We start from the raw sequence: 26,608 nt of genomic DNA, 5'->3' as shown, positions 1-26,608 counted from the left end.
TGTCGCTTTCAACCAACTTGTTCTATGTATGCTATTGAAGCTATTGAGCGATTTGGTGTATGGCGCGGTGGGTGGATGGCTACTCGGCGAATTTTCCGTTGTCATCCCTTCCATCCCGGCGGATATGATCCTGTTCCAGATCATAACAAGAAGTAAGTTTGGTTTACTGAATTCTCATCACAGCCCCGGGTCCGAGGGGTAAACCACAGATAAACCAGATCATCAATAACATAGACCATCCAACTAAAAATGCGATCGCATAAGGTAACATCATGGCAATTAATGTTCCTATGCCTAAATTTTTCTCATATTTCTGCCCAAAGGCGACCACTAAAGGAAAATATGGCATTAAGGGGGTAACTATATTAGTGGTGGAATCACCTATGCGATATGCAGCTTGGGTTAATTCTGGAGAGTAACCCATTAACATAAACATCGGCACAAACACAGGGGCCATAATTGCCCATTTTGCTGAGGCTGAACCAACAAATAAGTTGATTAGCATACTCACTAAAATAAATAATATCAGTAGTGGTATGCCTGTAATTCCTGTGGATTTTAGCAATTCTGCCCCTTTGATAGAGATAATTATGCCTAAGTTACTCCAGCTAAAGTAAGCAATAAATTGAGCAGCGATGAATGCTAAAACAATGTAATGCCCCATGGCGCTCATTGAATTACTCAAGGCTTTAGCAATATCTTGGTCATTTTTAATAGTACCGACAACTTGTCCATAAAAAATACCAGGAATTAAGAAAGCTAAGGCAATGATAAATACAATGCTATCGAGAAAAGGTGAGGGGATAATTGTCAAAGTCTCTGGATGGCGTAACATTCCTTGGGGTGGTAATACCATTACTAACAAGAAAGCAGTAAATGCTAATAAAGAATATCCTGCCCATCGTAAACCTTTGTGTTCGGCTAGGCTGAGTTGTTGCATTTCTAAATCTACTTGTCCTGAATAATTACCCAATCTTGGCTCAACAACTTTTTCAGTGACAAACCACCCTATTATGGTGAGTAAAAATGTTGAAACTGCCATAAAGTAATAGTTGGCAGTGGCATTGACTAAATAATCAGGATTAATTAGTTGTACTGCGCTTTGAGTTAACCCTGCCAGTAGGGGGTCAAGGGAACTAATGAGTAAGTTGGCACTAAAACCACCAGATACACCAGCAAAAGCCGCAGCTAAACCAGCTAGGGGATGCCGTCCAAAAGCCCTAAATATAATTGCTCCCAGGGGTATAAGTACTACATAACCCGCATCAGCCGCAATGTTAGCCATAGTACCTGCAAACACAACAACGGGGCAGATAAATTTACTAGGGGCAATTAATACTATTTTGCGGAGTAATGCGGAAAGTAAGCCTGTGTATTCAGCAACGCCCACACCCAACATAGCCACCAGTACAGCCCCTAGGGGGGGAAAGTCGGTAAAGTTGGTGACGGCAGAAGTGAAAATGCGGCGGATACTTTCAGGTGTCAGTAAGGATACGGCAACAATGGTTTTATTAGTTGCGGGGTGGATGACTGAGAGATGGAAAGCAGATGCGATCGCACTGACTACAATTACCATTAAGGATAATAGAAAAAATATGGTCAGTGGGTCCGGGAGTTTATTTCCCACTGATTCGATCAAGGTTAGGGCTTTTCCTAACCAGGAAGGTTTTTGATAGTTTTGAGGATTGTTCATAGTGGTAATTATTGAGTGCGTAGCCGTTCAGCGCTACCAGTAGGAATGGAAGCAATGAGTTTTTGTGTGTATTCTTGTTGGGGTTGTAAGTAAATACTTTCGGCGGTTCCTTGTTCCACAATTTGACCGCGATTCATAACCAAAATGCGATCGCTCATAAATTTAACTACACTGAGATCATGAGAAATAAAAATATAAGTAAGTTGAAATTCTGCTTGTAATTCTTTGAGTAGATTTAAAACCTGGGCTTGTACAGAAACATCTAAAGCCGAAACCGACTCATCGCAGATAATAAATTGAGGTTTCAAGGCTAAAGTACGAGCAATACAAATTCTTTGGCGTTGACCACCGGAAAACTGATGGGGATAGCGATGTATTGCATCTGCACTTAAACCAACTCGTTCTAACAGTTCAATTACACGTTCTCGGCGTTGTTGCTTGGTGTTCCCCACTCGGTGAATTAATAATGGTTCCATAACCGCATCGCCAATTTTCATGCGGGGGTTTAGAGAACTAAAGGGATTTTGGAAGATGATTTGCATTTGTCGGCGCACGTGTTGTAAGGCTTGTCCTTGGAGAGTGGTAATATCTCGACCTTGGAAAATCATTTCACCACTCATGGGTTCAATTAAGCGCAGTAAACTTTTACCCAAGGTAGTTTTGCCACAGCCTGATTCTCCTACTAATCCCAGTGTTTCGCCGGGTTGGACGTGAAAAGAAACATTGTTAACTGCTATATGGTATCGTTTTATGTCACCAAATACATCCCGGATAGGAAAACCTACTTGTAAATTACGGATTTGTAATAAGGGGGGTTGATTGTTGAGGTTGTCCCACCTTTGGGACATTTCCTCTAGGGTGATTTCTGGGGGATGGAGGGGTTCTTTAGCTTGAATTATTTCCTCACCTGTGGGGGTTGACTCTACACTCATATAGTCGGAAACAGTGAGGAGTTTTTGAGGACGGTGATTCAGTGTGGGGCGACAGGCTACTAAACCTTTAGTATATGGATGTTGGGGATTGGTAAAAATTTGTGCAGCCGTGCCATATTCGACAATACCACCCTTGTACATTACTGCTACTTTGTCGGCAATTTCGGCAATGAGTCCCAGGTCATGAGTGATGAATATCATGGACATATCACGGCTTTGCTGCAATTCTCGCAATAACTCAATAATAGTTGCTTGCACTGTTACATCTAAAGCTGTGGTTGGTTCATCAGCAATTAACAGCAAGGGATTACAAGAAATGGCCATGGCAATCATTACCCGTTGTAGCTGACCTCCTGACAGTTGGTGGGGGTAACGTTCTAGTATGGCTTGTTTGTGCTGCTTGACTAATTTAGCTAAGGTGAGTTGATCTATTTGATTTGTGTTTTCTAGATATTGCTGTTGTATGATGTGGTCACTGGGTAGGAGTTTGACTTCTTGTAAGACGGCGATGGCGATTTGTTTGGCTTCTGTTGCTGAAACATTCTGATGGCGCGTAATGGCTTCAGCTAGTTGAAAGCCGATGGTATAAACCGGATTGAGGGAGGTCATCGGTTCTTGAAAAATCATGGCAATATCGCCGCCCCGATGTAGCAGCATTTCTTCGGGGGGTAGTTCTACCAAGTTGACGGGTTTGGTGTTGGGTTGGGGACGAAACCAAATTTCACCACCGCTAATTTTACCCGCACTGGGTAATAAACCCATAACAGCTAATGATGTTACTGACTTACCACTACCCGACTCACCTACTATACCTAGAGTTTCCCCGCGATTAATTTCAAACGAGATATTATCCACGGCTTTGATACAGCTACCATCACTGGAAAATTCAACTTCTAAGTTGCGAACCTCTAGGACAGTTTCTTTCATAGGAATCAGGTGATGAAGGTTAAGGGAAAATTATTTGGATTTTAGCAATTCTTCCCATTTTAGATCCGTGAGTGTGAGCAACAGAAAGAATGTTAACTTGAAGTTGCAGCATGGCTATGGTAGGATTGTTACTATCGGCGGCGCAATTATCAGTATTTCTGGCTTTCACCCCGCTTTTCAGTTTTGTTAAGGTGTTGGCTGGGCAAGGGGAGGGGTGAGTGTATCTATTTTGGACGCTTAATACCACCTCGACGTTTTACTTTAAATCCATACAAGTAAATCTCAGGCATATTTATGCGTTCATCGGAACGGCTTTCAACTATTCCCAGTTGTAACAAGTATTTCAAAACTTCCTCTGGTTGTGAAGTGGGAGGAAGTTTGCCGCTTTTTTTACTCCATTCTGTGCCTTTTAGCACTTCTAAAAATTTCGATTTTGAAGTGGGAACTTCCAGACCTAAAAGGCTAGTTTTTAAAGCTTCTAACCAAGGATATTCTTCGTGTGCTAACTCTCTAATTCTATCTTCAGAAGTGTCCATCAGTGCCCCTTGTAAATCAAATGGCTGTAGTAATGCAGTTCCTGATAAACTTTGTTCGTTTTCTTCGTTAAATTTTTCCAATCTACGGTTTGCTGCTATGGAAAATAATTTTAAAAAAGAACGTGGTGCGATTCTTCCTCCAGCATCTTGAAGATGATTTGGAATCCATCTATAAGTGTAGCCCTTCCTGGCATTAGCACCCATGAATTTACCAATTAGTTTCTCAATGATTGATTGAAAAAGTGATTCTTCCGGTTCTATCATTACACCGAGAGCCGTATTGCTGTCATTAATCAGATTAGGAACCATGCCTAGATACTCTTTCATTTCTGAACCGGAGTTGGCTAAACGTTTGAATAACAATTGATATAGCTGTAAAGGTTTCCATTCAAGATTAATTTCATGCGCTTTGAGCTTAGAAGCATCAGGAAAACCTAAAAATTCTTCCTGAAAAAGGTCTGTACGTAAAAAAATCTTGGGTCTTATTCTTTCCCACCTGCGCCATTTATCTAACCAAAATGCCAAAAGTTCACGGATAGAAATAGACAAATTGCTATAAGTTGAAACCAATCTGTCTAACTCATCATAAGTTACAAATAACCATTCATCAGCCTCCAGCAATTTTTCATCTAATACATCTAGGGCGTAACTGATATTTTCAATTTCTTGGCGTACCAAAGGAAACCATTGTGATACTAATGGTAGTTTATCTTTCAAGGCTTCACGAATAGACAAGGGTATTTCTTTAGCCCAATCTGTATTTAATGCTTTACTGGAATTATGCAGTATTCTTCCTAACATTAAACCCATCCAGAAAGCACGCCAATCAGTATTACTGGCGTTTTTCATTTGTGATTCTATAATTTCTGGTGTGGGAAATGTTTTTTCTTGCTGCCGAATACGACCAAAAGCTGCAACCCATATGGTTGTATCCAAGGAGGGTAAACCCCTAATGTTTAGATTTTCTACTAAGGTAGCGGGTCCAGTTGGAATAGCTAATAAACGAAATAACTCTGTTTTGCCTACACCTCGTCCTCCTAAGATCAACAGTATGTCTGGTTCTAAAGCCCGCCGATATTCGGGAACAGGAAGGAAATTTTTGAGGAAAAGTGTTTCATCATCACTTTCATGTTCCGCTGTGCCTCTTCCTGGTGCAATACCAGCTATTAATTCTAGTAGTTTTCTTTTGTTAAAATTACTCATGTTTCTAGCCCATATTTTTATCAAATTCGCGTCCAAAAAGTTGGCAAAGCCTCATAGCCAATCTTTGATAAGGATCGCTGGTGATTACCTTAACAAGTTCCGATAACCGATTAGCTTCTTCTGGACTGTGATCACGCAAAAATAAAGCGATATCTCCCCGTAAATCATCTTGCAAAGGTAAAACAACTGGTGTAAAAGGCGCATCGCTATCATTAAGATTTGGAACTGTCTCGCTCTCGCAGTAGTAATTATCCTGAAAAGTTTGATATGCTTTATCTGCAAAAGCTCTCAATTCTTGCACTCTTCCGGCTTCCCGGAGTGTAGGCGCCATTGCGTGAACTAATATAACTGGGAGTTGTTCTTCTGCCAGTGGTCTTGCTAGTGTACGAATAACGTTAGTTAATCCCGCCCAACTTTGGCGAGATTGTGTACCAAAAATTACAGCACCGTGGGATAAATCAGCTATGGCTAATCCACCAATATCGTGAAATCCTGCTCTAGCATCCAGGAAAATAAAGTCTAATTTATTAGAGGCTTTGTTTAGTTCCCGCAATAAATCTTTTAGAGTATCAGGTAATTGATTATCAACAATATTTTGAAAATCTAGTCTTGCTAATTTTTCTAAATAGTTGTTATCTACTGTACCAGCAGGAAATAAACGCAAAGTTTCGCCGCTATCATCGAGGATAATTTGCTCGTTAATTGATAATATATGAGTTCTCAACGGCCAGTTATTTGGCTGGATTTTTTTTTCTAATAAATAATCAATTACACCAGGCTTTTCAATATCATCTTGGTGATCATCTGGGAAAAAGATTGTCGATAAACCCGGAGCTTCTAAATCTAAATCTACCATAGCTACGCGATGACCGCGACGCGCTAGTGTAAGAGCAGATGCAACTAGCCCTGTAGTTCTCCCTACACCACCTTTGAAGGAAAAAAAAGTGATTATAGCTGGTTTATGTCTGTGATCTACAGATTCCTTTGACCAGGGTGGGTTACTCGAATTTGTGTTAGTCCAGGCTTTTTTGGCAACGTGACGTTCTAATATATACCAACGTGGTGAAACTTCCTTATCGTCCCACTCAGCAGAAACCCTCTCATCCTTGATTACTGTAATTAGAGGTTTATAACCATCTTGCTCACCCTGTGGTAGCCAGATATCTTGACCATAGTAGGAACCGAGTTTTTCAGACAAACTGGTTTCTATAGCATTTATGTCTTCTGGTTGAGGTTTAAAAGTGTGTTTAGGCTCTAGATATAGCCGTATTTTTCCATAAACATCACGTATAATAGTTATGGCATCAAGGTTTTCAGCCCAAAGTGATGATATCTCTGGTTCCTCAAAGCATTCCCGTACTTTTGTAAAAGTTTTACTGAAACTAATTTCAACAAGTTCCATTTGAACAACCTACATTCTAATTTTACCGTCTAAAATAAGTTTGGGAATAATCTCACGATAAATTTCTTCTGCCCTTTGGGTTGCTGTTCGAGCTTCAGTTTCGCTCCATAGTCCCGATGGGAAGTAACGTCTTTGAGGGTGGTTTTGTTCTAGTACAGTTCCCATTGTACGGCTTCCTGGAAGCTGCATATCAACTTCTGGATATATTAAACGTAATCTTTCCATTGCTTTCCCCTGAAGTTCTGCTAAGTTGTGACCGTATTGTTTGGCAGAATTTTTAACATATACTTCCACTAACACTTTGAATGAGCATTCCACAACATAACCTGCAAGGTATACTGCATTGTCCCATCGGTGCTGAGTCAGTAAGTATTGTGCATCTTGTAAATGCCTGGCTGCTGCTTGTTGAAAGTTGTCATCTCGTCCTACGGTCATCATCAATAATAATACTGCTATTGTTTATTACTGCTACTACGGGGAATATTAACTATATCAAAAAATGATAAACCCAATCAACCTTTTTATTCCTCATGTAGGCTGGGATTTCTGGGAATATTCTGCACATGAAATTTGGTGAAACAGTTTCTTTCATAGGAATCAGGTGATGAAGGTTAAGGGAAAATTATTTGGATTTTAGCAATTCTTCCCATTTTAGATCCGTGATGCAACCTGGGGCGCAATTAGCAGCTTGAACAAAGACGGGTGAAATTCCCCACCCCTTGACAGGGCGGGGATGGATAGCAGGACATTTGTCAAATACCAATCAATATCAGTTGGGGATGTAAAAACCCCAGCATCAACAAATTAGGCTGGAGTGGTTCATGAATTACGGGGAATCACTCTACCACAGGGATAAGTAGCTACTTCTACTGGGAGTTGTCCTGATGCTTGTGTTAGGGCTGCTAAGTAGTCTGTTTTTAATTTGTCTAGCATTACTTCTCTTTGGTGGTATAACCGCTTTAAAGGTCGGGGTTGACATTGGTTGAGAATATAAGCTGTGACTAGGGGTAAGGCAATAGTGCTATCGGTGTAACAAACAATTGTACTAGGTAATTCTTCTGGGTCAATTTTACCCCAGCTGACTGCTTCCGAGGGAGTTGCTCCTGATAATCCCCCGGTATCTGGTCGCGCGTCGGTAAATTGAACAAAGTAATCATGTCCTCGTTCTTCTAGTCCTAAGACTTCGTGAATTTGCGGTTGAGTTTGTAGCAGAAAGTTTTTAGGACTCCCACCACCTATAATTACAGCTGCGCTTTTGCCTTGTGATTCTCTGGCGGAGTAGGTAATGGCTGCTGTTTCATTTACATCAATTGCTGGGTCTATGACTAATTTTGAGCCTTTCAATGCTAAAGCGGCTACATTCATCCCTATGGAACTATCACCAGGTGAAGATGTATAGATAGGTACGCCACATTCATAAGCGGTGGCTAATAAACAAGAATGCTTCACCCCCAACTGCTTTTCTACTTCTCGGACGTACTTACCCAGGAGATGATGAAATTCAGCGGTTCCCATGGGTTTTTGAAATGGTTCTGCTTGGAGAATCTTGCGGATGAAAGCATCTGTTTCTAGTAGTACATCATAGCCAAAGATAATGTCATAAATTCTAATAGTACCGTCTTGGCGCAGTTTGACATCATCCAAAAAGGGATTACCTGCAAAAAGTTCAAAGCCTAAACCGTAGTGCATATCATGGTAAAGATTCGCACCTGTACTAATCATCCAATCAATAAAACCGTTGCGAATGAGAGGTGCTAGGGCTGAAATCCCAAATCCAGCTGGTGTCATAGCCCCGGAAAGGCTAACTCCTACCGTAACGCCTTCTGTTAATATATCGCGACTCATGAGTTGGCAGATTTCCCGCAAACGTGCTGAGTTGTAGGCTGTGAAGTAATGATTAATTAAATCCACCACACTGATATCAGGTGATATGGGTGTGGGTGAGATTTTTTGACCGAGTTGTTTTGACATTTTGGCACTCCTGTTTAGTAAATAAATTGTCATCCAGTCCTACGGTCATAATCAATAATAATACTGCTATTGTTTATTGCTTTTACCACAGGAGATATTAACTGTATCAAAAAACCACAAACTCAATCAACCTTTTTATTCCTGATTTAGGCTGGGGTTTCTGGGAATATTCTGCACATGAAATTTGTTGAAAATGTAGATACTCAACATTTTTAATCATCGTAAAGTTATATGATTGGCACTGAGTATACTATCCTCAATTCTCGGTTAAAAGTGACTTCAAATTTGCCTAAGTGTTTTCTAATATGAAAAAATTATTCAGTCTGTGGGGTGTGTGAGGAGGTTACGGGTTTAGTGCGCAGGAGAATAGACTCTAGATAAGAATATTTTTTTGTCTTGCGTAGGTAGAAATAAGTTATTTTACTGGTTGCAGTAGTTATTTTCAGGTGAGGTTGATGAAAAGCGATACACCAGAAGAGTTAAACTCAGATAAAGAAATTGAACGTTTAATAGATGAAGTGATGTCTTCAACCCTAACTGACTTAACTGATGAACAATACCGCCAAAAAATGCAACGGCGTAAACAGGTACAAGATCAGCGCATAGCTAGGGCTGTACCGGAAAAGGGGTTAATTGTAGTTAACACTGGTAATGGTAAGGGAAAAACTACTGCGGCTTTGGGAATGGTGCTGCGATCGCTTGGTCATGGCTATAAGGTAGCGATTGTACAGTTTATTAAAGGTGCTTGGGAACCCTCAGAAAAAAAGGTTTTCAGCATTTGGGAAGACCAGCTGGAGTTTCACGCTATGGGGGAAGGCTTCACCTGGGAAACTCAAGACCGCGATCGCGACCTTGACAAAGCCAGTGCTGCTTGGCAAAAATCTTTAGAATATATCCGCCATCCTGAATTTCACCTAGTGCTGTTGGATGAAATCAATATTGCTTTGAAAATGGGTTATTTAGAAGTAGAAGAGGTTTTAGCCGGTTTGGCAGAGAAACCACCATCAAAGCACGTTATTCTTACGGGTAGGGGTGCGCCTCCTGCTTTAATTGACCGAGCGGATTTAGTCACGGAAATGACTTTGATTAAGCATCCCTTCCGAGATCAAGGTGTGAAGGCGCAACCGGGGATTGAGTTTTAGTTAACATCACTGTATACTTGTTTACACATCTCTAAGATGCGGCGATCGCCCTGGCTAATGGAGGTGAGTTGATAATAGTTTTGTAGTTCTACAGAGTAGGGGTAGCTAATCATCTGGTCATCATTGTAGTTAGGTATTTGTAGCTGGTTACCTGTGGCTAATTGATTTACCCCCACTTCTCCCGGTGAGCTAGCGACTGTCATGGCTAATTCTCCCGATGACTCTATGGAACCTTGAAAGCAACTAAACTCTGATTCAGGCATATACAATGCGCCAGTTATTCTGTTTTTGCGCTTCTCAAATAGTACATACCCTTGACCAATTTGGTTAGGTTGTGGGGATTGACCGTAGAGATAAGTTCCATCTTTGGTGGGGAAATTTGCTTTAGTAGCTGGTGAACTGCTGGTAACTGCGGCTGTAGGTTGAGGAGGGGTGCTAATATTTCTTAATAATTGGGCAGAGGAAACAAATCTAGTCCGGTGTTGAGTTGGACTGTTGGCTGTGTTTGAGTTGCTAACTTGGGTAGTTTGAGCATTGTTTCTATTTTCACTGCTAGCCTTAATTCTCTGAATCAGATTTCTTTGCCCTCTAATTTGTCTGAGGCGATATGCTAAAGGCACTTTACCTGATTCGCCATTGTTGGCTTCTGGGAACAAGTTGGAAGTATATTCTCTGTGGATTTGTTTACTTAATACTGGTTTAGTTTGTTCACTGACAACCCCTAGGGCAAGAAGGAGGCTAATAATGGCAAGTTTCAACTTACCAGCAGTGAAGAATTTAGTAATGTTGTTCAGCACCCAATTTTTCATGTCAAAAAAGTAACTATTTTCCTACAAATTACTTAAACCATAACCAAACATTGAGAATGTTTACTGCTGGCTTTCATGCCCTACCTAAAGGACGGTTAAGTTTTGGAGCATGACGGAAAAACTTAACCTCAAGGGTTTTCAGCCTATTTTCCCATAATACTATAAATTGAATTCAGGGGTTTATTTAGCTGCATCAGAAGCTAAATAAACGCCCCAAAGAAACAGTAAAAATCGCCTCCTGAAGCCAGGAGGCGGGTCACAGAAAAGAATCTGCTCTTAGCTAGCAACGTACTCTTTGACATGGGCGCGACGACGGCGCAAATGAGCCAGGGCTTGGTGTTCTAGCTGGCGAACACGCTCACGGCTAAGACTTAAGCGTTCACCGACTTTGGCTAAGGACATTTCGTTACCATCTTCCAACCCAAAGCGTAGAGATAGGACTTGTCGCTGTTGGGGGGTGAGTTCTGCCAGCAAGTTGTTGAGGTCTTCACGCAAAAACTCTTGGGTGGTGTAATACTCCGGAGATGGGCTTTCATCCTCGAGCATTTCTTGCAATTCGGTATCCTGGTTATCGCCCACCTTGACATCTAAAGAAACTGGTTGACGAGCCATGTTGAGATACTCGCGAATCTGGATAGGTTCTAGTTCCAATTCTTGAGCAATTTCAGTGGGACTAGGGGAGCGACCCAACTTTTGAGCCAGTTCGCGCTGGACTTTTTTGATTTTGTTGAGTTTTTCGGTGATGTGAATTGGTAAGCGAATGGTACGTCCTTGCTGGGCGATGGCGCGGGTAATGGCTTGACGAATCCACCAGTAAGCATAGGTGGAGAATTTATAACCCCTGGTGGGATCAAATTTTTCTACACCACGTTCTAATCCTAGAGTTCCTTCCTGAATTAGATCCAAGAACTCCATGTTACGCTTTTGGTATTTCTTGGCGATGGCCACCACTAAGCGCAGGTTCGCTTCAATCATTTTTTGTTTTGCGCGTTTACCCAGTCCTACAGTATGTTTGATTTCTGTTTCAGTTTTATTAACATGAGCAGCCCACTCTGATAAACTCGGATCACGATCTAGCTGCTTGGCTAAAGCCTCTTTAGCTTCTACCAGCACCATCATTTGTTGTACCTGCTTGCCATAAATAATCTCTTCTTCTCGAGTCAGCAGTGGCACACGACCAATTTCCCGCAGATAGGTTCTTACCATATCAGCCGTGAATTTGGTGTTCAGGTTCTCAGTTTTGGTGTTAACAATAGCCATTGGTGCGTTGTCCTCTACTCCGTAAACATAACGGAATCTTTAATAACTAAATCTGGTCTGGAAAGGTAGTACACATATCACGGAACATAGGGCGCTACCAAAAGAAGTCAATTCATACACCGCGTATAGAAAATTAAGAAGATGTATCCCTGATTAAGGTTCCTTTACCTTCCCTCAATTATTGAATCTCTTAGAAGCACACTTGACTGTTTTCGTAATTTTTTTATCTTCTGGTGCAAGCTGCAACCGGAAAATATGAAGTCGATATGAGTTCTACTTGATTTTATATTAAGACAAATCAACTGGATAGTAAAGTAACTCAGGTAAATCTTACTATTATAATGCAAAACTGGCGGCTAAAAAAAAATCCCTCAATCGGATCAACTACATCTATATCTATAGTGACGCTCAATTGCTCTCCTCAGTTGCTGATAACTAGCCGGATAACCGAACTCTGGCACCTGTGAAGGTGGAGGGATGTTACGAATATTGGAATTTGAGGAAGATCAGGACTTAGGCAACTGGCATTACCCCAGCCAATAGCCTTATATTTGATGTCGTAGGCACTCAACAATAAATACAAATATTAAGTGATCAAACTCTTGTGAGTTGCTTATTGTACCCCAAGCCGATGAAATTGGCTGTAAATCATCTTTTTGATGAGATTCCGGCACTTTGCTAGGGAACAATTAGCACTGGGCAAGGAGAAAGGTTAATTACACGGGTGGTAACACTATCAGTCGCTCCTTCTTCAGTCAAACCTAAACCTCTACAACCCATAATAATTAAATCAGCCCCAATGTCATCGGCAACATCACAGATGGTAAAGGCTGGTTTACCCTGTCTTTCCATAATCTCAGATTTAATCCCCTGCTGTAAAAACAAAGATTGGGCATTTTCCAACAGTTTACCCACAACCTCTGAGGAAACCATGGGATCTAGACTTGGTGCTTCTGCGGTGGGTTCTTCTACAACAGACAGCAGCACTAAACGACTGCCGTATTTTTGCACAACGTTGGCCACCACGTCAGCAGCTGACCGGGCTTCCCGGCTTTGATCAATTGGAAATAGGACTGTTTTGAACATCTTGCTCTCCTAGCACCCCTGACTCCGGTAAAATCTTGATGGTTCTACTTTCAAAACGATAACAAAAAGAAAAACAGGAGAGTCTAATGTCGAAAAAAACTTTAGCAAACTTATCTGCAACGGATATTTCAGGTAAACGGGCTTTAGTCCGGGTTGACTTTAACGTGCCTGTGGATGACAAGGGCAACATTACAGACGATACTCGTATTCGTGCCGCACTGCCCACTATCCAGGATTTGATCCAGAAGGGGGCTAAGGTAATTTTAGCCAGCCATTTTGGTCGTCCCAAGGGTGTTGATGATAAACTGCGTTTAACGCCGGTGGCTCAACGTCTCTCGGAATTACTTGGTCAGCAAGTGGTCAAAACTGATGATTGTATCGGTGATGAGGTTGCTGCTCAAGTGAGTGCTTTACAAAATGGACAAGTTCTGCTATTGGAAAATGTCCGTTTCTACAAAGAAGAAGAAAAGAACGACCCAGAATTTGCCAAAAAACTGGCAGCTAATGCTGATTTCTACGTAAATGATGCTTTTGGTACTGCACACCGCGCCCATGCTTCTACTGAAGGTGTGACTCATTACTTAAGTCCTTCCGTGGGTGGATATTTAATTGAGAAGGAATTGCAGTACTTACAAAGCGCCATTGAAAACCCCCAACGTCCTTTGGCAGCGATTATTGGCGGTTCTAAGGTTTCTAGCAAAATTGGTGTGATTGAAACTTTACTAGACAAGTGCGACAAGCTGATCATTGGGGGTGGGATGATTTTCACTTTCTACAAAGCCCGTGGTTTGAGTGTTGGTAAGTCTTTGGTGGAAGAAGACAAACTAGAATTAGCTCAAAGTTTGGAAGCTAAGGCTAAGGAACGTGGAGTGGCTTTGTTGTTACCCACTGATATTGTTGCTGCTGATAAGTTCGCCCCTGATGCTAATGCGACAACTGTCAGCATTGAGGATATTCCAGCTGATGGTATGGGTTTGGATATTGGACCTGATTCAATCAAACTGTTCCAAGGGGCTTTGGCTGATTGCAAAACTGTGATTTGGAACGGACCTATGGGTGTGTTTGAGTTTGATCAATTTGCCGCAGGTACAGAAGCGATCGCCCGGACTCTGGCGGAACTGGGTAAAACTGGGACAACTACTATTATCGGTGGTGGTGACTCAGTGGCTGCTGTGGAAAAGGTGGGTTTGGCTGATGAAATGAGCCATATTTCTACTGGTGGTGGCGCTAGTTTGGAGTTGCTGGAAGGTAAAGTCTTACCTGGTATTGCTGCTTTAGACGAAGCTTAAGCGGTTAGTAGTTAACGGTGATCGGTTTCATCCTGTGATGGCTGATCACTGTTAATTTTTAGATAAATTTATAGGGAATTTTTACTAAGTGAGGTACATCATCAGGGGCTAAGATGCCGGCACTACAAGACGATCATTTATATTTGTGTCTCACGTGTTTAAGAAATGCTATATTGTTATGTAAATATTTAAATTAATATTTACATTTGTGTGATTTTTACTTGACTAACTTGATCGGCGGCGATCGCATACCAAAGTTGACCGAAAGTTTGCTGATTGAGTTTCCCGCGTCGCTGTCCTGGAAACAACTGATCAAATTTTTTGTTAGTATCTTGGTTGAGTTGGTTAATTGTGTAGTCTCCCCATGCTCCTGCTCTCGCTTGTGTTCTCCACACTTTGTCATGTTGTGGGCCATAGCTACCTAATTGGCGACGAGATGGGGTGCTGAGATTAGCCCGTTCTATTTGATTTAGTAAATCTCCAGCTATCTTAATCCATTCATTCCTTAATGCTGCGTCTTCTGGGCTGGAACTGAGACTGCGCCCATTTAATTCTGGGTTTTGAGTATAAAATAAATTATCCACAAACTGGATGAAAAATCTTTCTGGTATTTCTAGCTTTTGGCGACGGCTGACAATTTCGGTGATGTTATGAGAATCTCTGTCACTAACTGGCCTGGCCATGGGATTGGGTAAACTGGGAATTTCCGGAAGGGTAATTGTGGGTACTGAGATGGAACTGACGCTACGAATAATTGAATTTACCACCGCCCAAGTACCAGCACTGGTTAAAATTACTAAAGTTGTACCGCCAAGACTGACTACAAAAGGGCGTATCCAAATTGGGATGGTAAGATTTTGATTAATTAATTGTGCTTGACTGTGAATTTTACTCATAAGAGTGTAAGCCTGTTGTCGCCCAGGAGCAACTACCATTGTTTTGAGCTTGGTAAGGTATGTGTTAGCTGGTGTGGTGGTGATGGTGGATGGTAAATCTTGTAGTACTTGTTCAGCGCTTTGATAGCGATCGCATGGCTGATAAGCAAGCATTTTTTTTAACACTGCTTCTAATGCCCTACTGACTTTAATTTCTTTTCCCCAGTACCAAATCCCTTGATAGCTGTTATATAGTTTCTGGGGTTCTTTACCTGTGAGTAAAACTAAAGCGGTAACTCCTAAAGAATATAAATCGCTATTAAAAAATACTTTACCCTGCCGTAATTGTTCCGGTGGTGCATAGCCTTGTTTACCTAAGACAGTGTTATTCACAGCCAACTGAGTAAACCAAAAACCTTGAGCGGCTGGTAATTGCTTCACACTACCAAAGTCAATGAGCATGGGCAAGTTATCAGACTGACGTAAAATCAAGTTATCAGGTGAAATATCACGGTGAAGTACATCCCGTGAGTGGATGTAGGACAATACAGGTAAAATCTGTTTTAGTGTATTAAGTATTTCTTCTTCGCTAAAAGTTTTACCTTGTCTTTGGCGTTCTACTAATAACTGGTAATAATTAGTACCATCTATATAGTCTTGGACTAAAAAGAAAAAGTTTTTACTTCCTATCTGCACTTGTAGGGAAGCGTGACAACCTGGAATTTGAGGATGTTGGAGTCTTTTGAGAATGGTGGACTCTCGCTGAAATAATTCCTCAGCTTTTTGTAAGTCTTGCTGTGTTTCCACCAGGGGGGCGAATTCTTTGAGTACACACTTTTGGTGGGATTGATTATCTTCTGCTAAATAAGTGCGGCCAAAACCACCTTGACCTAATTGACGAATGATGCGATAACGATGATCTACAACCTGCCCAAAGGTCAGAGGTAATGGCTCACCACAGTGGACACAAAAACGGTTACTACCGTTGTTTCCGTGTTGTTTACTGCAATAGACCGGCATAATACTGAAGGATTAACTAAGGTTTTATTAATTTACTACAACTAATACAGTTGCAGTTGGGGTTATAATCAGGGGAACTGTCTCAAATACTGCTAATGGGTGACTGTAAACATTATGAATGATAAATCACAAAGAAAGCAGGTTATTAAGGCATTTGAAGACTTTGTATCTATTGCCTTAGAAACACAACTGCAAAAACATCTCCATGTTTCCAGCCAATCAATAGCTTTAAATTTATTTCAGGAAGTAGCTAATCAGGTACCTGCTTACAAGGCGTTTTTGGCAGAACAAGCAATTGAACCCGCGGATATCCAAACAATTGACGACTTTCAGAAACTACCCATAATTAACAAAGAAAATTATATATCCCGTTATCCTTTGGCTGAATTGTGCCGCCATGGGAGGTTAGAAAGCTGTGATATGATAGCTGCTTCTTCTGGTTCTACGGGTAAACCTACATTTTGGCCTCGTTTTTTTACTGATGAATTGCAAATTGCCACAAGATTTGAACAGATATTTTATGATAGTTTTTATGCTGATGTTAGACGTACTCTAGCTGTAATTTGTTTCTCGTTAGGCACTTGGGTGGGTGGAATGTTCACTACTAGTTGCTGTCGCTATCTTGCTAGTAAGGGGTATCTTGTGACTGTAATTACCCCTGGTAATAATAAAGAAGAAATTTTGCGTATTATCCAGGAAATAGGTGCTGCTTTTGAGCAAATAGTTTTGTTGGGATATCCGCCTTTTCTTAAAGATGTGATTGACACTGGTATTGCCCGTGGTGTGGAGTGGGAACAATATTGTATTAAGTTAGTTATGGCAGGGGAGGTGTTTAGTGAGGAATGGCGCAGTTTGGTAGGTGAGAGATTAGGGACAGAAAGTCCTTGCTATGACTTTGCATCACTCTATGGTACTGCGGATGCTGGTGTGTTGGGTAATGAAACACCTTTGAGTATTTGTATTCGTCGTTTCTTGGCTGAACATCCAGATGCAGCTAAGGCTTTATTTGGTGAATCTCGTTTACCTACATTGGTGCAATATGATCCCACTAGTCGCTGGTTTGAAGTTGAGGATGGGAGGTTGCTATTTTCTGGAAATAATGGTATCCCGTTGATCCGTTATAACATCATGGATCATGGTGGGATAATTAGTTACGATGATATGCTTAAATTTTTGGCTGAGTGGGGATTTGATCCTGTGGAAAATCTGTCTTCTCAGACTCAGCAGTTAGTTAGAGGTATTCACCCCTTACCTTTTGTTTATGTTTTTGGTCGTTCTAACTTTGCGGTTTCCTATTTTGGTGCAAATATTTATCCAGAAAATATCTCAGTGGGATTAGAACAAGCTGGAATTACTGAATGGGTAACGGGGAAATTTGTGTTACAAGTGCTGGAAGATGTTGATCACAACCGATTTTTATCTGTGGTTGTTGAGTTAGCACCGGGAGTAGAAGGTAGTGAAGATCAACGACAAGCCATAGCATCTTCGATTCTTTCCCAATTATTGCGCCTTAACAGTGAGTTTGCTAACTATGTTTCTTCAGAATATCAAATGCCACGAGTGATGTTAACCCAAATGGGCGATGCTGAATATTTCCCGGTGGGGGTGAAACATCGCTATACGCGGGGGTGAGTAAATGGGCGGGGAAATTTATAATTACTTAACGAAAAGTTAACAATTCAAACTTAAAGGTTGAATGTGGGAACACTAAGGGAAAAGCAATTTTTTCTCAACCACTATGTCAGAGCATCAGCTTTTTGTGTTTCAATCTGGTATTCGAGACAACCGTAACCGGGGTACAGTTGGCAATTTTCTTAAAGATAAGATTAAACTAGGCTCTAAATTATCTATCGTCTCTGCTTATTTTACGATTTATGCCTTTGAAGCTTTAAAACAGGAATTATGGTCTATTGATAACTTAGATTTCCTGTTTGGAGAACCTCGGTTTATTCAATCCCTCGGTAGTAATACTGACCAAAAAGCTTTTAAAATTGAAGATACTGGTATTCAATTAAGCAATCGCCTCAAACAGAGTAAATTAGCTAGGGAATGCCAAGAATGGATCCAAAAAAAGGTCAATATTCGCTCTGTTAAACAAATTAACTTACTGCATGGTAAGATGTACCACATTAATAATAATGGGGTGAAAACTGCCATTTTAGGTAGCTCGAATTTTACCTTAAAGGGATTAGGGTTAACTAAGGTCAATAGTAATATTGAGTTAAATTTAATTGTTGATGGTGAAAGGGACAGGGAAGATTTACGGTTATGGTTTGTAGAGTTATGGAATAATCAAAGTCTGGTACAAGATGTCAAGAGTGAAGTAATTACGTATCTCAATCAACTTTATCAGGATAATGCCCCTGAATTTATTTATTATAAAACACTGTTTCATTTATTTAAAGGATTCTTAGAGCAACAAGTAGCCAGTGAGTTACTGACTAAACAACGTCACTTAACTGATACCAAGATTTGGAACTTATTATTTGATTTTCAGAAAGATGGGGTCAAAGGTGCGATTAATAAAATTATGGAATATAATGGCTGTATTATTGCTGATAGTGTGGGGTTAGGAAAAACCTTTGAAGCTTTAGCCATCATTAAATATTTTGAGTTATTGAATTATAAAGTGTTAGTATTATGTCCTACAAAATTAAGAAGTAATTGGACAATTTACCATGCTGCTAATAATAGTGAATTAAATATTTTATTGGAAGATAGATTTAACTATACAGTCTTGTGTCATACAGATTTGAGTAGAGATACCGGATATTCAGGGGATATTAATTTAGAAAACTTAAATTGGGGTAATTATGATTTAGTAGTGATTGATGAATCTCATAACTTTCGCAATAATACTAAAGGGAAACGAGATGAAGATGGAAATGTGATTAAAAAAAGTCGCTATGAACGTCTAATGGAAGATGTAATTAAAAAAGGGATTCCTACTAAAGTATTATTACTATCAGCAACCCCTGTGAATACAGACTTAAAAGATTTAAGGAATCAGATTAATTTTATTGTTGAAGATAAAGATAATGCCTTTAGTCAGACATTGGGGATTGACAGTATAAAACAAACTTTAACCACTGCTGAAAAAGAATTTACACTCTGGTCAAGGAAAAAGCAACGTGATAGTAATGAGTTATTGGAAAAATTAAATTCTAGCTTTTTTACATTATTAGATGGGTTAACTATTGCTCGTTCTCGTAAACATATTCAAAAGTATTATCAAGAAGCAATTACACAATTAGGAGGCTTCCCAGAGAGGCTGAAACCTATTTCTTTATTTTCTCATATTGATTTAGAGGATAACTTCTTAGATTATGATGATATTAATGAGCAAATTTCTGAGTATCAATTATCTTTGTTTAATCCCTCCAAGTATGTTCTAGAAGAATACCAAGATTTGTATGAAGGGAAAGTTATCCAAAATAACTTTACTCAAAGTAATCGAGAAAATTACTTAATTGGCATGATGAAAGTTAATTTTCTTAAACGTTTAGAAAGTTCGGTTTATTCGTTTAAAATCACCCTGGAGAAAACCATTAAGAAAATTAAAGATTTAGAGTCAAAAATTAAATCCTTTCAAGGATTAGTAACCGACTCATCTTGGGTGAATAATCAGTTAGAAATAGACAAACTAGAAGCTTGTGATATGGCGGATATAAATGATGATGATGAAGAATCAAAAGCAGCCGATGAAGTAGGTAAAGAACTTAAATATCAATTAAAACATTTAGATACTAATACATGGTTAGTTGATTTAGCTAGGGATAGAAAACAACTGCATAAGTTATCTATTCAAGCCAAAGATGTAAATGTTGGTAGGGATGCCAAGTTGGCAAAATTAAAAGGATTTATTAAGAAAAAAGTTACTAATCCCACCCTAAATAAACAAGGTAAGGAAAATAAAAAAGTCATCATTTTTACAGCTTTTGCGGATACAGCTACATATTTATATGATGCTTTAGAATCGTGGTTAATAACAGAATTAAATATCAATATAGCTTTAGTAACTGGGGGTAATGGGAAGAATAAAACAAGTTTTGGTAGTTCCGGGTTTGAAGAAATTCTCACTAACTTTTCACCTCTTGCCAAACAACGAGATAAGATAAAATCAATGCCCCAAGAGGGAGAAATTGATATATTAATTGCCACTGACTGTATTTCTGAAGGACAAAACTTACAGGATTGTGATTATTTAGTTAATTATGACATTCATTGGAATCCTGTGAGAATTATTCAAAGATTTGGACGTATTGATAGAATTGGTAGTTTAAATCATACAGTGCAATTAGTTAATTTTTGGCCAACAGAAGACTTAAATAGATATATTAATCTCAGAAATCGAGTAGAGGCGAGAATGGCTTTAGTTGATATTACAGCTACGTGCAAAGATAATCTTTTAAATGTAGATGAACTACAAGACTTACTCACTGAAGAAACGAGTTATCGAGACCAACAGTTATTACGTTTAAAAGACGAAGTATTAGACATTGAAGATTTTAATGACACCATTTCTTTAACAGAATTTAGCTTAGATGATTTTCGTATAGATTTGTTAAATTACTTGCAAAAGAACAGGCAAATGTTAGAAAATAGCCCGTTAGGATTATATGGAATTGTCCCTAGGCCTACCCAGAAGGAGTATGAGGTTATCAAACCTGGGATTATTTTCTGTCTGCAACAGATGGGGAACATATCAGGAAATGAACAAGTTAACCCCTTACAACCTTATTTTTTGGTCTATGTCAGGGATGATGGCAATGTTCGCTATACGTTTACCCAACCTAAACAAATTTTAGAGATATACCGTCTCTTGTGTGCGGGGAAAACCCAGCCATATAAAGATTTGTGTCAGTTATTTAACCAGGGAACCAGTAATGGATCTAGTATGAGTAAAGAAACGGAACTACTGGATAAAGCAGTTCATTCTATCACCCATACATTTACTAACCGTGTGACTAAAAATCTTTTTAATTCAGGGAAAGGGGGTATTATTCCTCCCAAGCAGCAACAAGTGACGAAAACCACAGACTTTGAATTGATAACCTGGTTAATTATTCAAGATGATACAACAAACCCTTAAATGTGCTATTGAACAAGCATTAAAAGAATTTAGTCAGGTTTCCCCCTCTGATGGTATTAAGCATCTGCTGGAAACTTTGGGTTACTCAACTTCACGGGAAGTATTGTTAGATAACCAAACCCTTGATGAGGTGCTAGAAGTATTTGCATGGGAGCATTTTCGGGAAGATAAGGGGTTGTTAGAGGAGTGGGAGTCGGTTAATTGTTTAGTTCAGGTGACAGAAGAAGAAATTACCCAAAATGGACAGGGAAGATTATTTCAGCCTTCTTTTGACACAGGTTATTTAAAATCTTATATATTTCTGGGTTTAACGTTACAAAAACCTGCTTATTCTCGTAGTGATTTGGCAAAAATTACCCGTGAAATTAACCGTCAGTCTGATATTCCCGTGATGGTGTTATTTCGGTATGGGCATTATGTTACTTTATCAATAATTAATCGTCGTCCTAACAAGTTAGATAGGGATAAAGATGTTTTAGAAAAGATTACCTTAATTAAGGATATTAATATTAACTCTCCCCATCGGGCGCATATTGAAATCTTAGCAGATTTAGCTTTACCATGTCTCTCAGATGTCGAGAATTTTGACCAACTACATACAGCTTGGCAAAAAGTTCTCAATACCTCGGAACTGAATAATAAATTTTTTCAGGAAGTATCTAATTGGTATTTTTGGGCTACTCAAACCGTCACATTTCCTGATGGGGGAGAAGCGGATGTGTCTATCCGTAATGCTACTAGTGTGATTAGATTAATTACGCGGTTTATTTTTGTTTGGTTTTTAAAAGAAAAGGGGTTAGTTTCTGATGCTTTATTTGATGAAAACCAGCTAAGAAATTTACTGAAATCTGTATCACCAGAGGAAAGTAATTATTATAAAGCTGTGTTACAAAATCTGTTTTTTGCTACTCTAAATACAGAAATGAACACGGATGAAAAGCCTGACAACCGCAGGTTTAGGGGCAAAACTCAACAAAAGAGTGGGAGAGATGCACATTATGGGATAGCTAATGTTTATCGTTACCAAGATTATTTTACTAATGCTGATGATTTTTTAAGGTTATGTAGTAATATCCCTTTTTTAAACGGGGGATTATTTGAATGTTTAGATAGAGATAAAGATGGTGATTTTGAACATAATCAAAAAGCAAAAGAGAAAACAAAAATTAGAATTGATGGTTTTTCCGATAGAGAAGATAATGTTTTAAATGTTCCTAATGTTCTCTTTTTTGGAGAAATAAAAGATGTTGATTTAAACCAAACCTATGGAACTAGAAATAAAAAGTATAAGGTCCAGGGATTAATTAATATATTTAATCGTTATAAATTTACTATTGATGAAAATACTCCCATTGAGGAAGAAATAGCGTTAGACCCGGAATTGTTAGGTAAAGTATTTGAGAATTTATTGGCAGAATATAACCCAGAAACGGAAACCACAGCTAGGAAACAAACCGGGTCTTTTTATACTCCTAGAGAAATTGTTAATTATATGGTAGATGAGTCTTTAATTGCTTATCTACAGAATGCCCTCCCTGTAACACAAGCTTCTAGCTTGTCTCAATCCAACAATCAAGATGATTGTGTTACCGTAACACAAGCTTCTAGCTTGTCAGAGAAAAACACCGAAGATGGGAGTGTTGCGATATCTGGGAGATTTCTTCCCCATTGGCAACAAAATGGGGCAACATATTTTGTCACATTTCGTTTAGCAGACTCCCTTCCTCAAGTGAAACTGCAATTCTTAGAACAAGAAAAAGAAGACTGGCAAAAAAAACATCCTGAACCTTTATCAGAAACAGAACAAGCCGAATATCATCGTCTTTTTTCCCAAAGAGTTGATCAATGGTTAGATGCTGGTATGGGAGAATGTCATCTCAAAGACCCTCAACTGGCTAAAATTGTAGCTGATACCTTGGCTTATTTTGACGGCGATCGCTATCATTTAGGAGAATGGGTGATCATGCCAAATCATGTTCATGTTATTGTGACACCATTAGGCAACCATAAATTATCAGAAATTACCCATTCTTGGAAATCCTTTACTGCTAATCAAATTAATAAATATCTTAACCGTCGTGGTCAACTATGGCAAAAAGAATCTTATGATCAAATTGTGCGATCGCCTCAACATTTAGAAAGAGTCCAAACATATATAGCTAATCATCCCCCCAACGTAGCACAAGCTTCTAGCTTGTCTCAATCCAACAATCAAGATGATTGTGTTACCGTAGCACAAGCTTCTAGCTTGTCTCAATCCAACAATCAAGATGATTGTGTTACGCGGTTTACTCACTTACTATCTTATGGTGATGACTGTCATCAATTTAATGATGATGAAGTTAACCGTTTAATTAATGCCATTGATCACCTAAAAATTGTTGATATTGCTTGTGGGTCCGGGGCGTTTCCTATGGGAATTTTACAGAAATTGGTGTTTATTTTAGGGAAACTTGACCCTAATAATAGTAAATGGAAACAGCAACAGAAGGAAAAAGCTATAGCACCTGTGTTAAGGGATATTCAGGTGGCGAAACAAATTAGTTATGAAGATGCAAGGGAAGAAGCGATACAGAAGTTACAGGAAAGGTTAGCAGAAATAGAAGATGAGTTTGAGAATAATGAGATGGACTATCCCCGGAAGTTATTCTTGATTGAAAATTGTATTTTTGGGGTTGATATTCAACCGATAGCGGTACAAATTGCTAAGTTACGCTTTTTTATATCGTTAATTGTTGACCAAAGGGTGAATAATAATCAAGCTAATCGGGGGATTTTACCGTTACCTAATCTGGAGACTAAATTTGTTGCTGCTAATTCTTTAATTGGGTTAGAAACTCAGTTAAGTTTAAGAAGTCCAGAGGTGATAAGAAAGGAGGAAGAGTTAAAGCAAGTCCGGAAACAATATTTTCAAGCCAGGACACCGAAAACCAAGAAAAAATGTCGAGAGAAAGATAATATTTTACGGACAGAAATTAGTCAGTTATTGAAGTCAACGGGGTTAGAAACTGCAACTGCTGATACTTTGGCAAGATGGAATCCTTATGATTTGAATACCTGTGCTGATTTTTTTGATCCTAGTTGGATGTTTGGGGTTGATGCTTTTGATATTTGTATTGGTAATCCTCCTTATGTTAGACAAGAGAAAATTAAGGAACTAAAACCAATTTTAAAACAACAATATAGCTGTTTTACAGGAGTAGCTGATTTATATGTTTACTTTTTTGAACAAGGAATCAAACTATTAAACAAGAAAGGAATTTTAACCTATATTACCTCTAATAAATATTTTCGTTCAGGATATGGGGAAAAGTTACGGGAATTTTTAGTTAGGAAAACTCAATTAAAACAACTAATAGACTTTGGAGATGCACCTGTATTTACAGCTATAGCCTATCCTAGCATCATCATCACTGTAACACAGGCTTCTAGCGTGTCACCAAAACAAAATATTGAGAAAGTAACACACGCTTCTAGCGTGTCACCAAAACAAAATATTGAGAAAGTAACACAGGCTTCTAGCGTGTCACCAAAACAAAATATTGAGAAAGTAACACAGGCTTCTAGCGTGTCACCAAAACAAAATATTGAGAAAGTAACACAGGCTTCTAGCGTGTCACCAAAACAAAATATTGAGAAAGTAACACACGCTTCTAGCGTGTCACCAAAACAAAATATTGATACTAAAATAAAAGTATTAAACTGGCAAATAGGTAAACCCTTTGATAATTTTATCGAAGTCTTGAATACAGACAGTTTTTACATTGAACAAAAAGCCTTAAAATCTCAAGGATGGCAATTAGAAGATAATACTGTTTTACAGTTATTGGAAAAGTTAAGAAAAACAGGAACGCCATTAGGAGAATATGTTAATGGCCGGTTTTATCGTGGTGTTCTAACCGGTTTTAATGAAGCATTTATTGTTGATAGAGAAACTAGAGATAGATTAATTAATGAACATCCTTCATCAGAGGAAGTTTTGAAACCATTTTTACGGGGTAGGGATGTTAAAAGATGGGTGGTTAATAATCCTGATTTATGGCTTTTATTTATTCCTTGGCATTTTCCTTTACATGAAGATAGTACAATAGTTGGTGTTTCAGTTAAAGCAGAAGAAGAATTTAGGAAACAATATCCTGCTATTTTAAATCATTTAAGTCAATATAAAGAACAATTATTATCTAGGAATAAAGCAGAAACAGGAATTAGATATGAATGGTATGCTTTACAAAGATGTGCGGCTACTTACTATAAAGAGTTTGAAGAAACTAAAATTGTTTGGGGTAATTTAGCAACAGAACCACAATTTACTTTTGCAGAACCTAATTATTATATTAATGCACCTGCTAATTTAATTGTTTCTGACAGTTTGTATTTATTAGCAGTTTTAAATTCTCCTGTAACACAATATCTAGTTTCTCAAAGTGCAGCCACAAGACAAGGTGGATTTCTAGAATATAAACCAATGTATATTTCACCGTTATCTATCCCCAAGCCTACAGACACGCAGGATGCGTGTGTTACAAGAATTGTAGAAAAAATCCTGGAAATAAAACGGCAAAACCCGAAAGCAGACACGACAAAATTAGAAAGAGAAATAGATGAGATAGTGTATAAATTGTATGGGTTAACAGAGAAAGAAATTAGAATAATTGAAGAAAGTGTTAAGCAAAAATGAGAATCTATCAATTAGTTATTGATACTAACATAATGTTATCAGGATTACGCTCAAAAAAAGGCGCATCTTATAAACTCTTGACCTTACTCAATGATCAACGAATTAAAACGAGAACATCAAGAACTACAATTAACATTAGAAGATATTGATAATGTTATTAATGGAATTTGTGCCATGGGTAATCAACAGAAAATTTTTTATCTTTGGCGACCCCTTGCTAAAGACTCTAATGATGACTTTTTAATAGATTTAGCCATTGAAGCACAAGCAGACTTCATCATTAGCTATAATAGAAAAGACCTTAAACCTGTGGAAAAATTTGGAATTTTGATTTTAACCCCTAAAGAATTTTTACAACTTATAGGAGAAATAAAACTATGAACCTAAACACACAAATCCCTGATGCTTTATACCAACAACTAGAAACCTTAGCCAATAGAGAAAATATCTCAGTCGAGCAACTCATTACCATTGCTTTATCGGCTCAAATTTCCGCTTGGATGACTAAAGATTATATAGAAGATAAAGCAAAAAAAGGCAATTGGGATAAATTTAAACAAGTTTTAAATAAAGTCTCCGATAACGAACCTGAAGACTATGATAAGCTTTGATTTTAAACACTAAAAGCAGGAAATAGACGCAAAAGAATTAGAAAGGAAAATAGATGAGATAGTGTATAAATTGTATGGGTTA

At 38.7% G+C, this 26,608-nt stretch carries 20 protein-coding genes; 9 read left to right on the top strand and 11 right to left on the bottom strand.

Features of this window, described 5'->3' with window-relative positions; all coding sequences use genetic code 11:
- Positions 1-156, top strand: a 156-nt coding sequence (yidD, locus tag NWP17_RS06480) for a membrane protein insertion efficiency factor YidD (protein ID WP_280654100.1), incomplete at its 5' end; no start/stop codon positions are given.
- 7 nt (positions 157-163) lie between these two features.
- Here the strand turns inward: yidD and NWP17_RS06475 are convergent.
- The 7 genes from NWP17_RS06475 to NWP17_RS06445 form a co-directional block, all read right to left on the bottom strand.
- Complete coding sequence (locus NWP17_RS06475) at positions 164-1,693, bottom strand: AbgT family transporter (protein WP_280654098.1); 1,530 nt, start codon at positions 1,691-1,693, stop codon at positions 164-166.
- 8 nt (positions 1,694-1,701) lie between these two features.
- Positions 1,702-3,552 carry an ABC transporter ATP-binding protein gene (locus tag NWP17_RS06470; protein ID WP_280654097.1) on the bottom strand — a complete coding sequence of 617 codons (1,851 nt, stop codon included), beginning with the start codon at positions 3,550-3,552 and terminating at the stop codon, positions 1,702-1,704.
- 19 nt (positions 3,553-3,571) lie between these two features.
- Positions 3,572-3,721: a hypothetical protein gene (locus NWP17_RS06465; RefSeq protein ID WP_280654096.1), complete on the bottom strand. Its 150-nt coding sequence runs from the start codon at positions 3,719-3,721 to the stop codon at positions 3,572-3,574.
- A 55-nt stretch (positions 3,722-3,776) separates the two neighbouring features.
- Positions 3,777-5,291, bottom strand: a complete 1,515-nt coding sequence (locus tag NWP17_RS06460; protein WP_280654095.1) for a P-loop ATPase, Sll1717 family — start codon at positions 5,289-5,291, stop codon at positions 3,777-3,779.
- Between the two features lie 4 nt (positions 5,292-5,295).
- Positions 5,296-6,693, bottom strand: a complete 1,398-nt coding sequence (locus tag NWP17_RS06455; protein ID WP_280654094.1) for a tyrosine-protein kinase family protein — start codon at positions 6,691-6,693, stop codon at positions 5,296-5,298.
- Positions 6,694-6,702: 9 nt separating this feature from the next.
- On the bottom strand, positions 6,703-7,131 hold the full coding sequence (locus NWP17_RS06450; protein ID WP_280654093.1) for a HEPN domain-containing protein: 429 nt from the start codon (positions 7,129-7,131) through the stop codon (positions 6,703-6,705).
- A gap of 381 nt (positions 7,132-7,512) precedes the next feature.
- A complete protein-coding gene (locus NWP17_RS06445) occupies positions 7,513-8,664 on the bottom strand; it encodes a homospermidine biosynthesis protein (protein ID WP_280654092.1) in 1,152 nt (383 codons plus the stop codon).
- A gap of 455 nt (positions 8,665-9,119) precedes the next feature.
- Here NWP17_RS06445 and cobO point away from each other — a divergent pair, with 455 nt between their 5' ends.
- Positions 9,120-9,806, top strand: coding sequence for a cob(I)yrinic acid a,c-diamide adenosyltransferase (gene cobO / locus NWP17_RS06440; RefSeq protein WP_280654091.1), 687 nt, complete (start codon positions 9,120-9,122; stop codon positions 9,804-9,806).
- On the opposite strand, the gene NWP17_RS06435 is transcribed toward cobO, so the two are convergent.
- From NWP17_RS06435 to NWP17_RS06425, 3 genes are all read right to left on the bottom strand, one after another.
- A complete protein-coding gene (locus NWP17_RS06435) occupies positions 9,803-10,603 on the bottom strand; it encodes a hypothetical protein (RefSeq protein ID WP_280654090.1) in 801 nt (266 codons plus the stop codon). The two genes, cobO and NWP17_RS06435, sit on opposite strands and share 4 nt — an antisense overlap.
- Positions 10,604-10,891: 288 nt before the next feature.
- Positions 10,892-11,875 (bottom strand): RNA polymerase sigma factor, RpoD/SigA family, encoded by a 984-nt coding sequence (locus NWP17_RS06430; protein WP_280654089.1) that lies wholly within the window; start codon positions 11,873-11,875, stop codon positions 10,892-10,894.
- A 678-nt stretch (positions 11,876-12,553) separates the two neighbouring features.
- Entirely contained in the window at positions 12,554-12,961 is a 408-nt protein-coding gene (locus NWP17_RS06425) for a universal stress protein (RefSeq protein WP_280654088.1), read from the bottom strand.
- An 86-nt stretch (positions 12,962-13,047) separates the two neighbouring features.
- Between NWP17_RS06425 and NWP17_RS06420 the strand changes: the two genes are divergently transcribed.
- Positions 13,048-14,250 (top strand): phosphoglycerate kinase, encoded by a 1,203-nt coding sequence (locus NWP17_RS06420; protein ID WP_280654087.1) that lies wholly within the window; start codon positions 13,048-13,050, stop codon positions 14,248-14,250.
- Positions 14,251-14,450: 200 nt separating this feature from the next.
- Here NWP17_RS06420 and NWP17_RS06415 read toward each other — a convergent pair whose 3' ends face one another.
- Positions 14,451-16,145, bottom strand: coding sequence for a protein kinase domain-containing protein (locus NWP17_RS06415; protein WP_280654086.1), 1,695 nt, complete (start codon positions 16,143-16,145; stop codon positions 14,451-14,453).
- Between the two features lie 114 nt (positions 16,146-16,259).
- On the opposite strand from NWP17_RS06415, the gene NWP17_RS06410 reads away from it, so the two are divergent.
- The 6 genes from NWP17_RS06410 (at position 16,260) to NWP17_RS06390 (ending at position 26,526) form a co-directional block, all read left to right on the top strand.
- Positions 16,260-17,777: a phenylacetate--CoA ligase family protein gene (locus NWP17_RS06410; protein ID WP_280654085.1), complete on the top strand. Its 1,518-nt coding sequence runs from the start codon at positions 16,260-16,262 to the stop codon at positions 17,775-17,777.
- Positions 17,778-17,883: 106 nt separating this feature from the next.
- Positions 17,884-21,237, top strand: a complete 3,354-nt coding sequence (locus NWP17_RS06405) for a helicase-related protein (RefSeq protein WP_280654084.1) — start codon at positions 17,884-17,886, stop codon at positions 21,235-21,237.
- Entirely contained in the window at positions 21,218-25,915 is a 4,698-nt protein-coding gene (locus NWP17_RS06400; protein ID WP_280654083.1) for an Eco57I restriction-modification methylase domain-containing protein, read from the top strand. Before NWP17_RS06405 ends, NWP17_RS06400 begins: the two co-directional genes overlap by 20 nt.
- The gene (locus NWP17_RS17520) at positions 25,912-26,064 is read left to right on the top strand and encodes a PIN domain-containing protein (protein ID WP_342394000.1); all 153 of its coding nucleotides are present in this window, start codon (positions 25,912-25,914) and stop codon (positions 26,062-26,064) included. Before NWP17_RS06400 ends, NWP17_RS17520 begins: the two co-directional genes overlap by 4 nt.
- Positions 26,006-26,296, top strand: coding sequence for a PIN domain-containing protein (locus NWP17_RS06395; protein ID WP_280654082.1), 291 nt, complete (start codon positions 26,006-26,008; stop codon positions 26,294-26,296). The genes NWP17_RS17520 and NWP17_RS06395 overlap by 59 nt, the downstream gene beginning before the upstream one ends.
- Positions 26,293-26,526 carry a hypothetical protein gene (locus NWP17_RS06390; protein ID WP_280654081.1) on the top strand — a complete coding sequence of 78 codons (234 nt, stop codon included), beginning with the start codon at positions 26,293-26,295 and terminating at the stop codon, positions 26,524-26,526. The genes NWP17_RS06395 and NWP17_RS06390 overlap by 4 nt, the downstream gene beginning before the upstream one ends.
- The last annotated feature ends 82 nt before the right edge of the window (positions 26,527-26,608 follow it).

Source organism: Chrysosporum bergii ANA360D (assembly GCF_029891735.1).
Taxonomy (GTDB): Bacteria; Cyanobacteriota; Cyanobacteriia; order Cyanobacteriales; family Nostocaceae; genus Umezakia; species Umezakia bergii.
This window is presented reverse-complemented; position numbering and strand designations above follow the sequence as displayed.

Coding starts and splice junctions, on each gene's coding strand:
- NWP17_RS06400 (WP_280654083.1), top strand. CDS start 21,218: ATGATACAACAAACCCTTAAATGTGCTATTGAACAAGCATTAAAAGAA.
- NWP17_RS17520 (WP_342394000.1), top strand. CDS start 25,912: ATGAGAATCTATCAATTAGTTATTGATACTAACATAATGTTATCAGGA.
- NWP17_RS06460 (WP_280654095.1), bottom strand. CDS start 5,291: ATGAGTAATTTTAACAAAAGAAAACTACTAGAATTAATAGCTGGTATT.
- NWP17_RS06415 (WP_280654086.1), bottom strand. CDS start 16,145: ATGCCGGTCTATTGCAGTAAACAACACGGAAACAACGGTAGTAACCGT.
- NWP17_RS06405 (WP_280654084.1), top strand. CDS start 17,884: ATGTCAGAGCATCAGCTTTTTGTGTTTCAATCTGGTATTCGAGACAAC.
- cobO (WP_280654091.1), top strand. CDS start 9,120: ATGAAAAGCGATACACCAGAAGAGTTAAACTCAGATAAAGAAATTGAA.
- NWP17_RS06410 (WP_280654085.1), top strand. CDS start 16,260: ATGAATGATAAATCACAAAGAAAGCAGGTTATTAAGGCATTTGAAGAC.
- NWP17_RS06420 (WP_280654087.1), top strand. CDS start 13,048: ATGTCGAAAAAAACTTTAGCAAACTTATCTGCAACGGATATTTCAGGT.
- NWP17_RS06450 (WP_280654093.1), bottom strand. CDS start 7,131: ATGATGACCGTAGGACGAGATGACAACTTTCAACAAGCAGCAGCCAGG.
- NWP17_RS06445 (WP_280654092.1), bottom strand. CDS start 8,664: ATGTCAAAACAACTCGGTCAAAAAATCTCACCCACACCCATATCACCT.
- NWP17_RS06390 (WP_280654081.1), top strand. CDS start 26,293: ATGAACCTAAACACACAAATCCCTGATGCTTTATACCAACAACTAGAA.
- NWP17_RS06470 (WP_280654097.1), bottom strand. CDS start 3,552: ATGAAAGAAACTGTCCTAGAGGTTCGCAACTTAGAAGTTGAATTTTCC.
- NWP17_RS06395 (WP_280654082.1), top strand. CDS start 26,006: ATGATCAACGAATTAAAACGAGAACATCAAGAACTACAATTAACATTA.
- NWP17_RS06425 (WP_280654088.1), bottom strand. CDS start 12,961: ATGTTCAAAACAGTCCTATTTCCAATTGATCAAAGCCGGGAAGCCCGG.
- NWP17_RS06430 (WP_280654089.1), bottom strand. CDS start 11,875: ATGGCTATTGTTAACACCAAAACTGAGAACCTGAACACCAAATTCACG.
- NWP17_RS06475 (WP_280654098.1), bottom strand. CDS start 1,693: ATGAACAATCCTCAAAACTATCAAAAACCTTCCTGGTTAGGAAAAGCC.
- NWP17_RS06455 (WP_280654094.1), bottom strand. CDS start 6,693: ATGGAACTTGTTGAAATTAGTTTCAGTAAAACTTTTACAAAAGTACGG.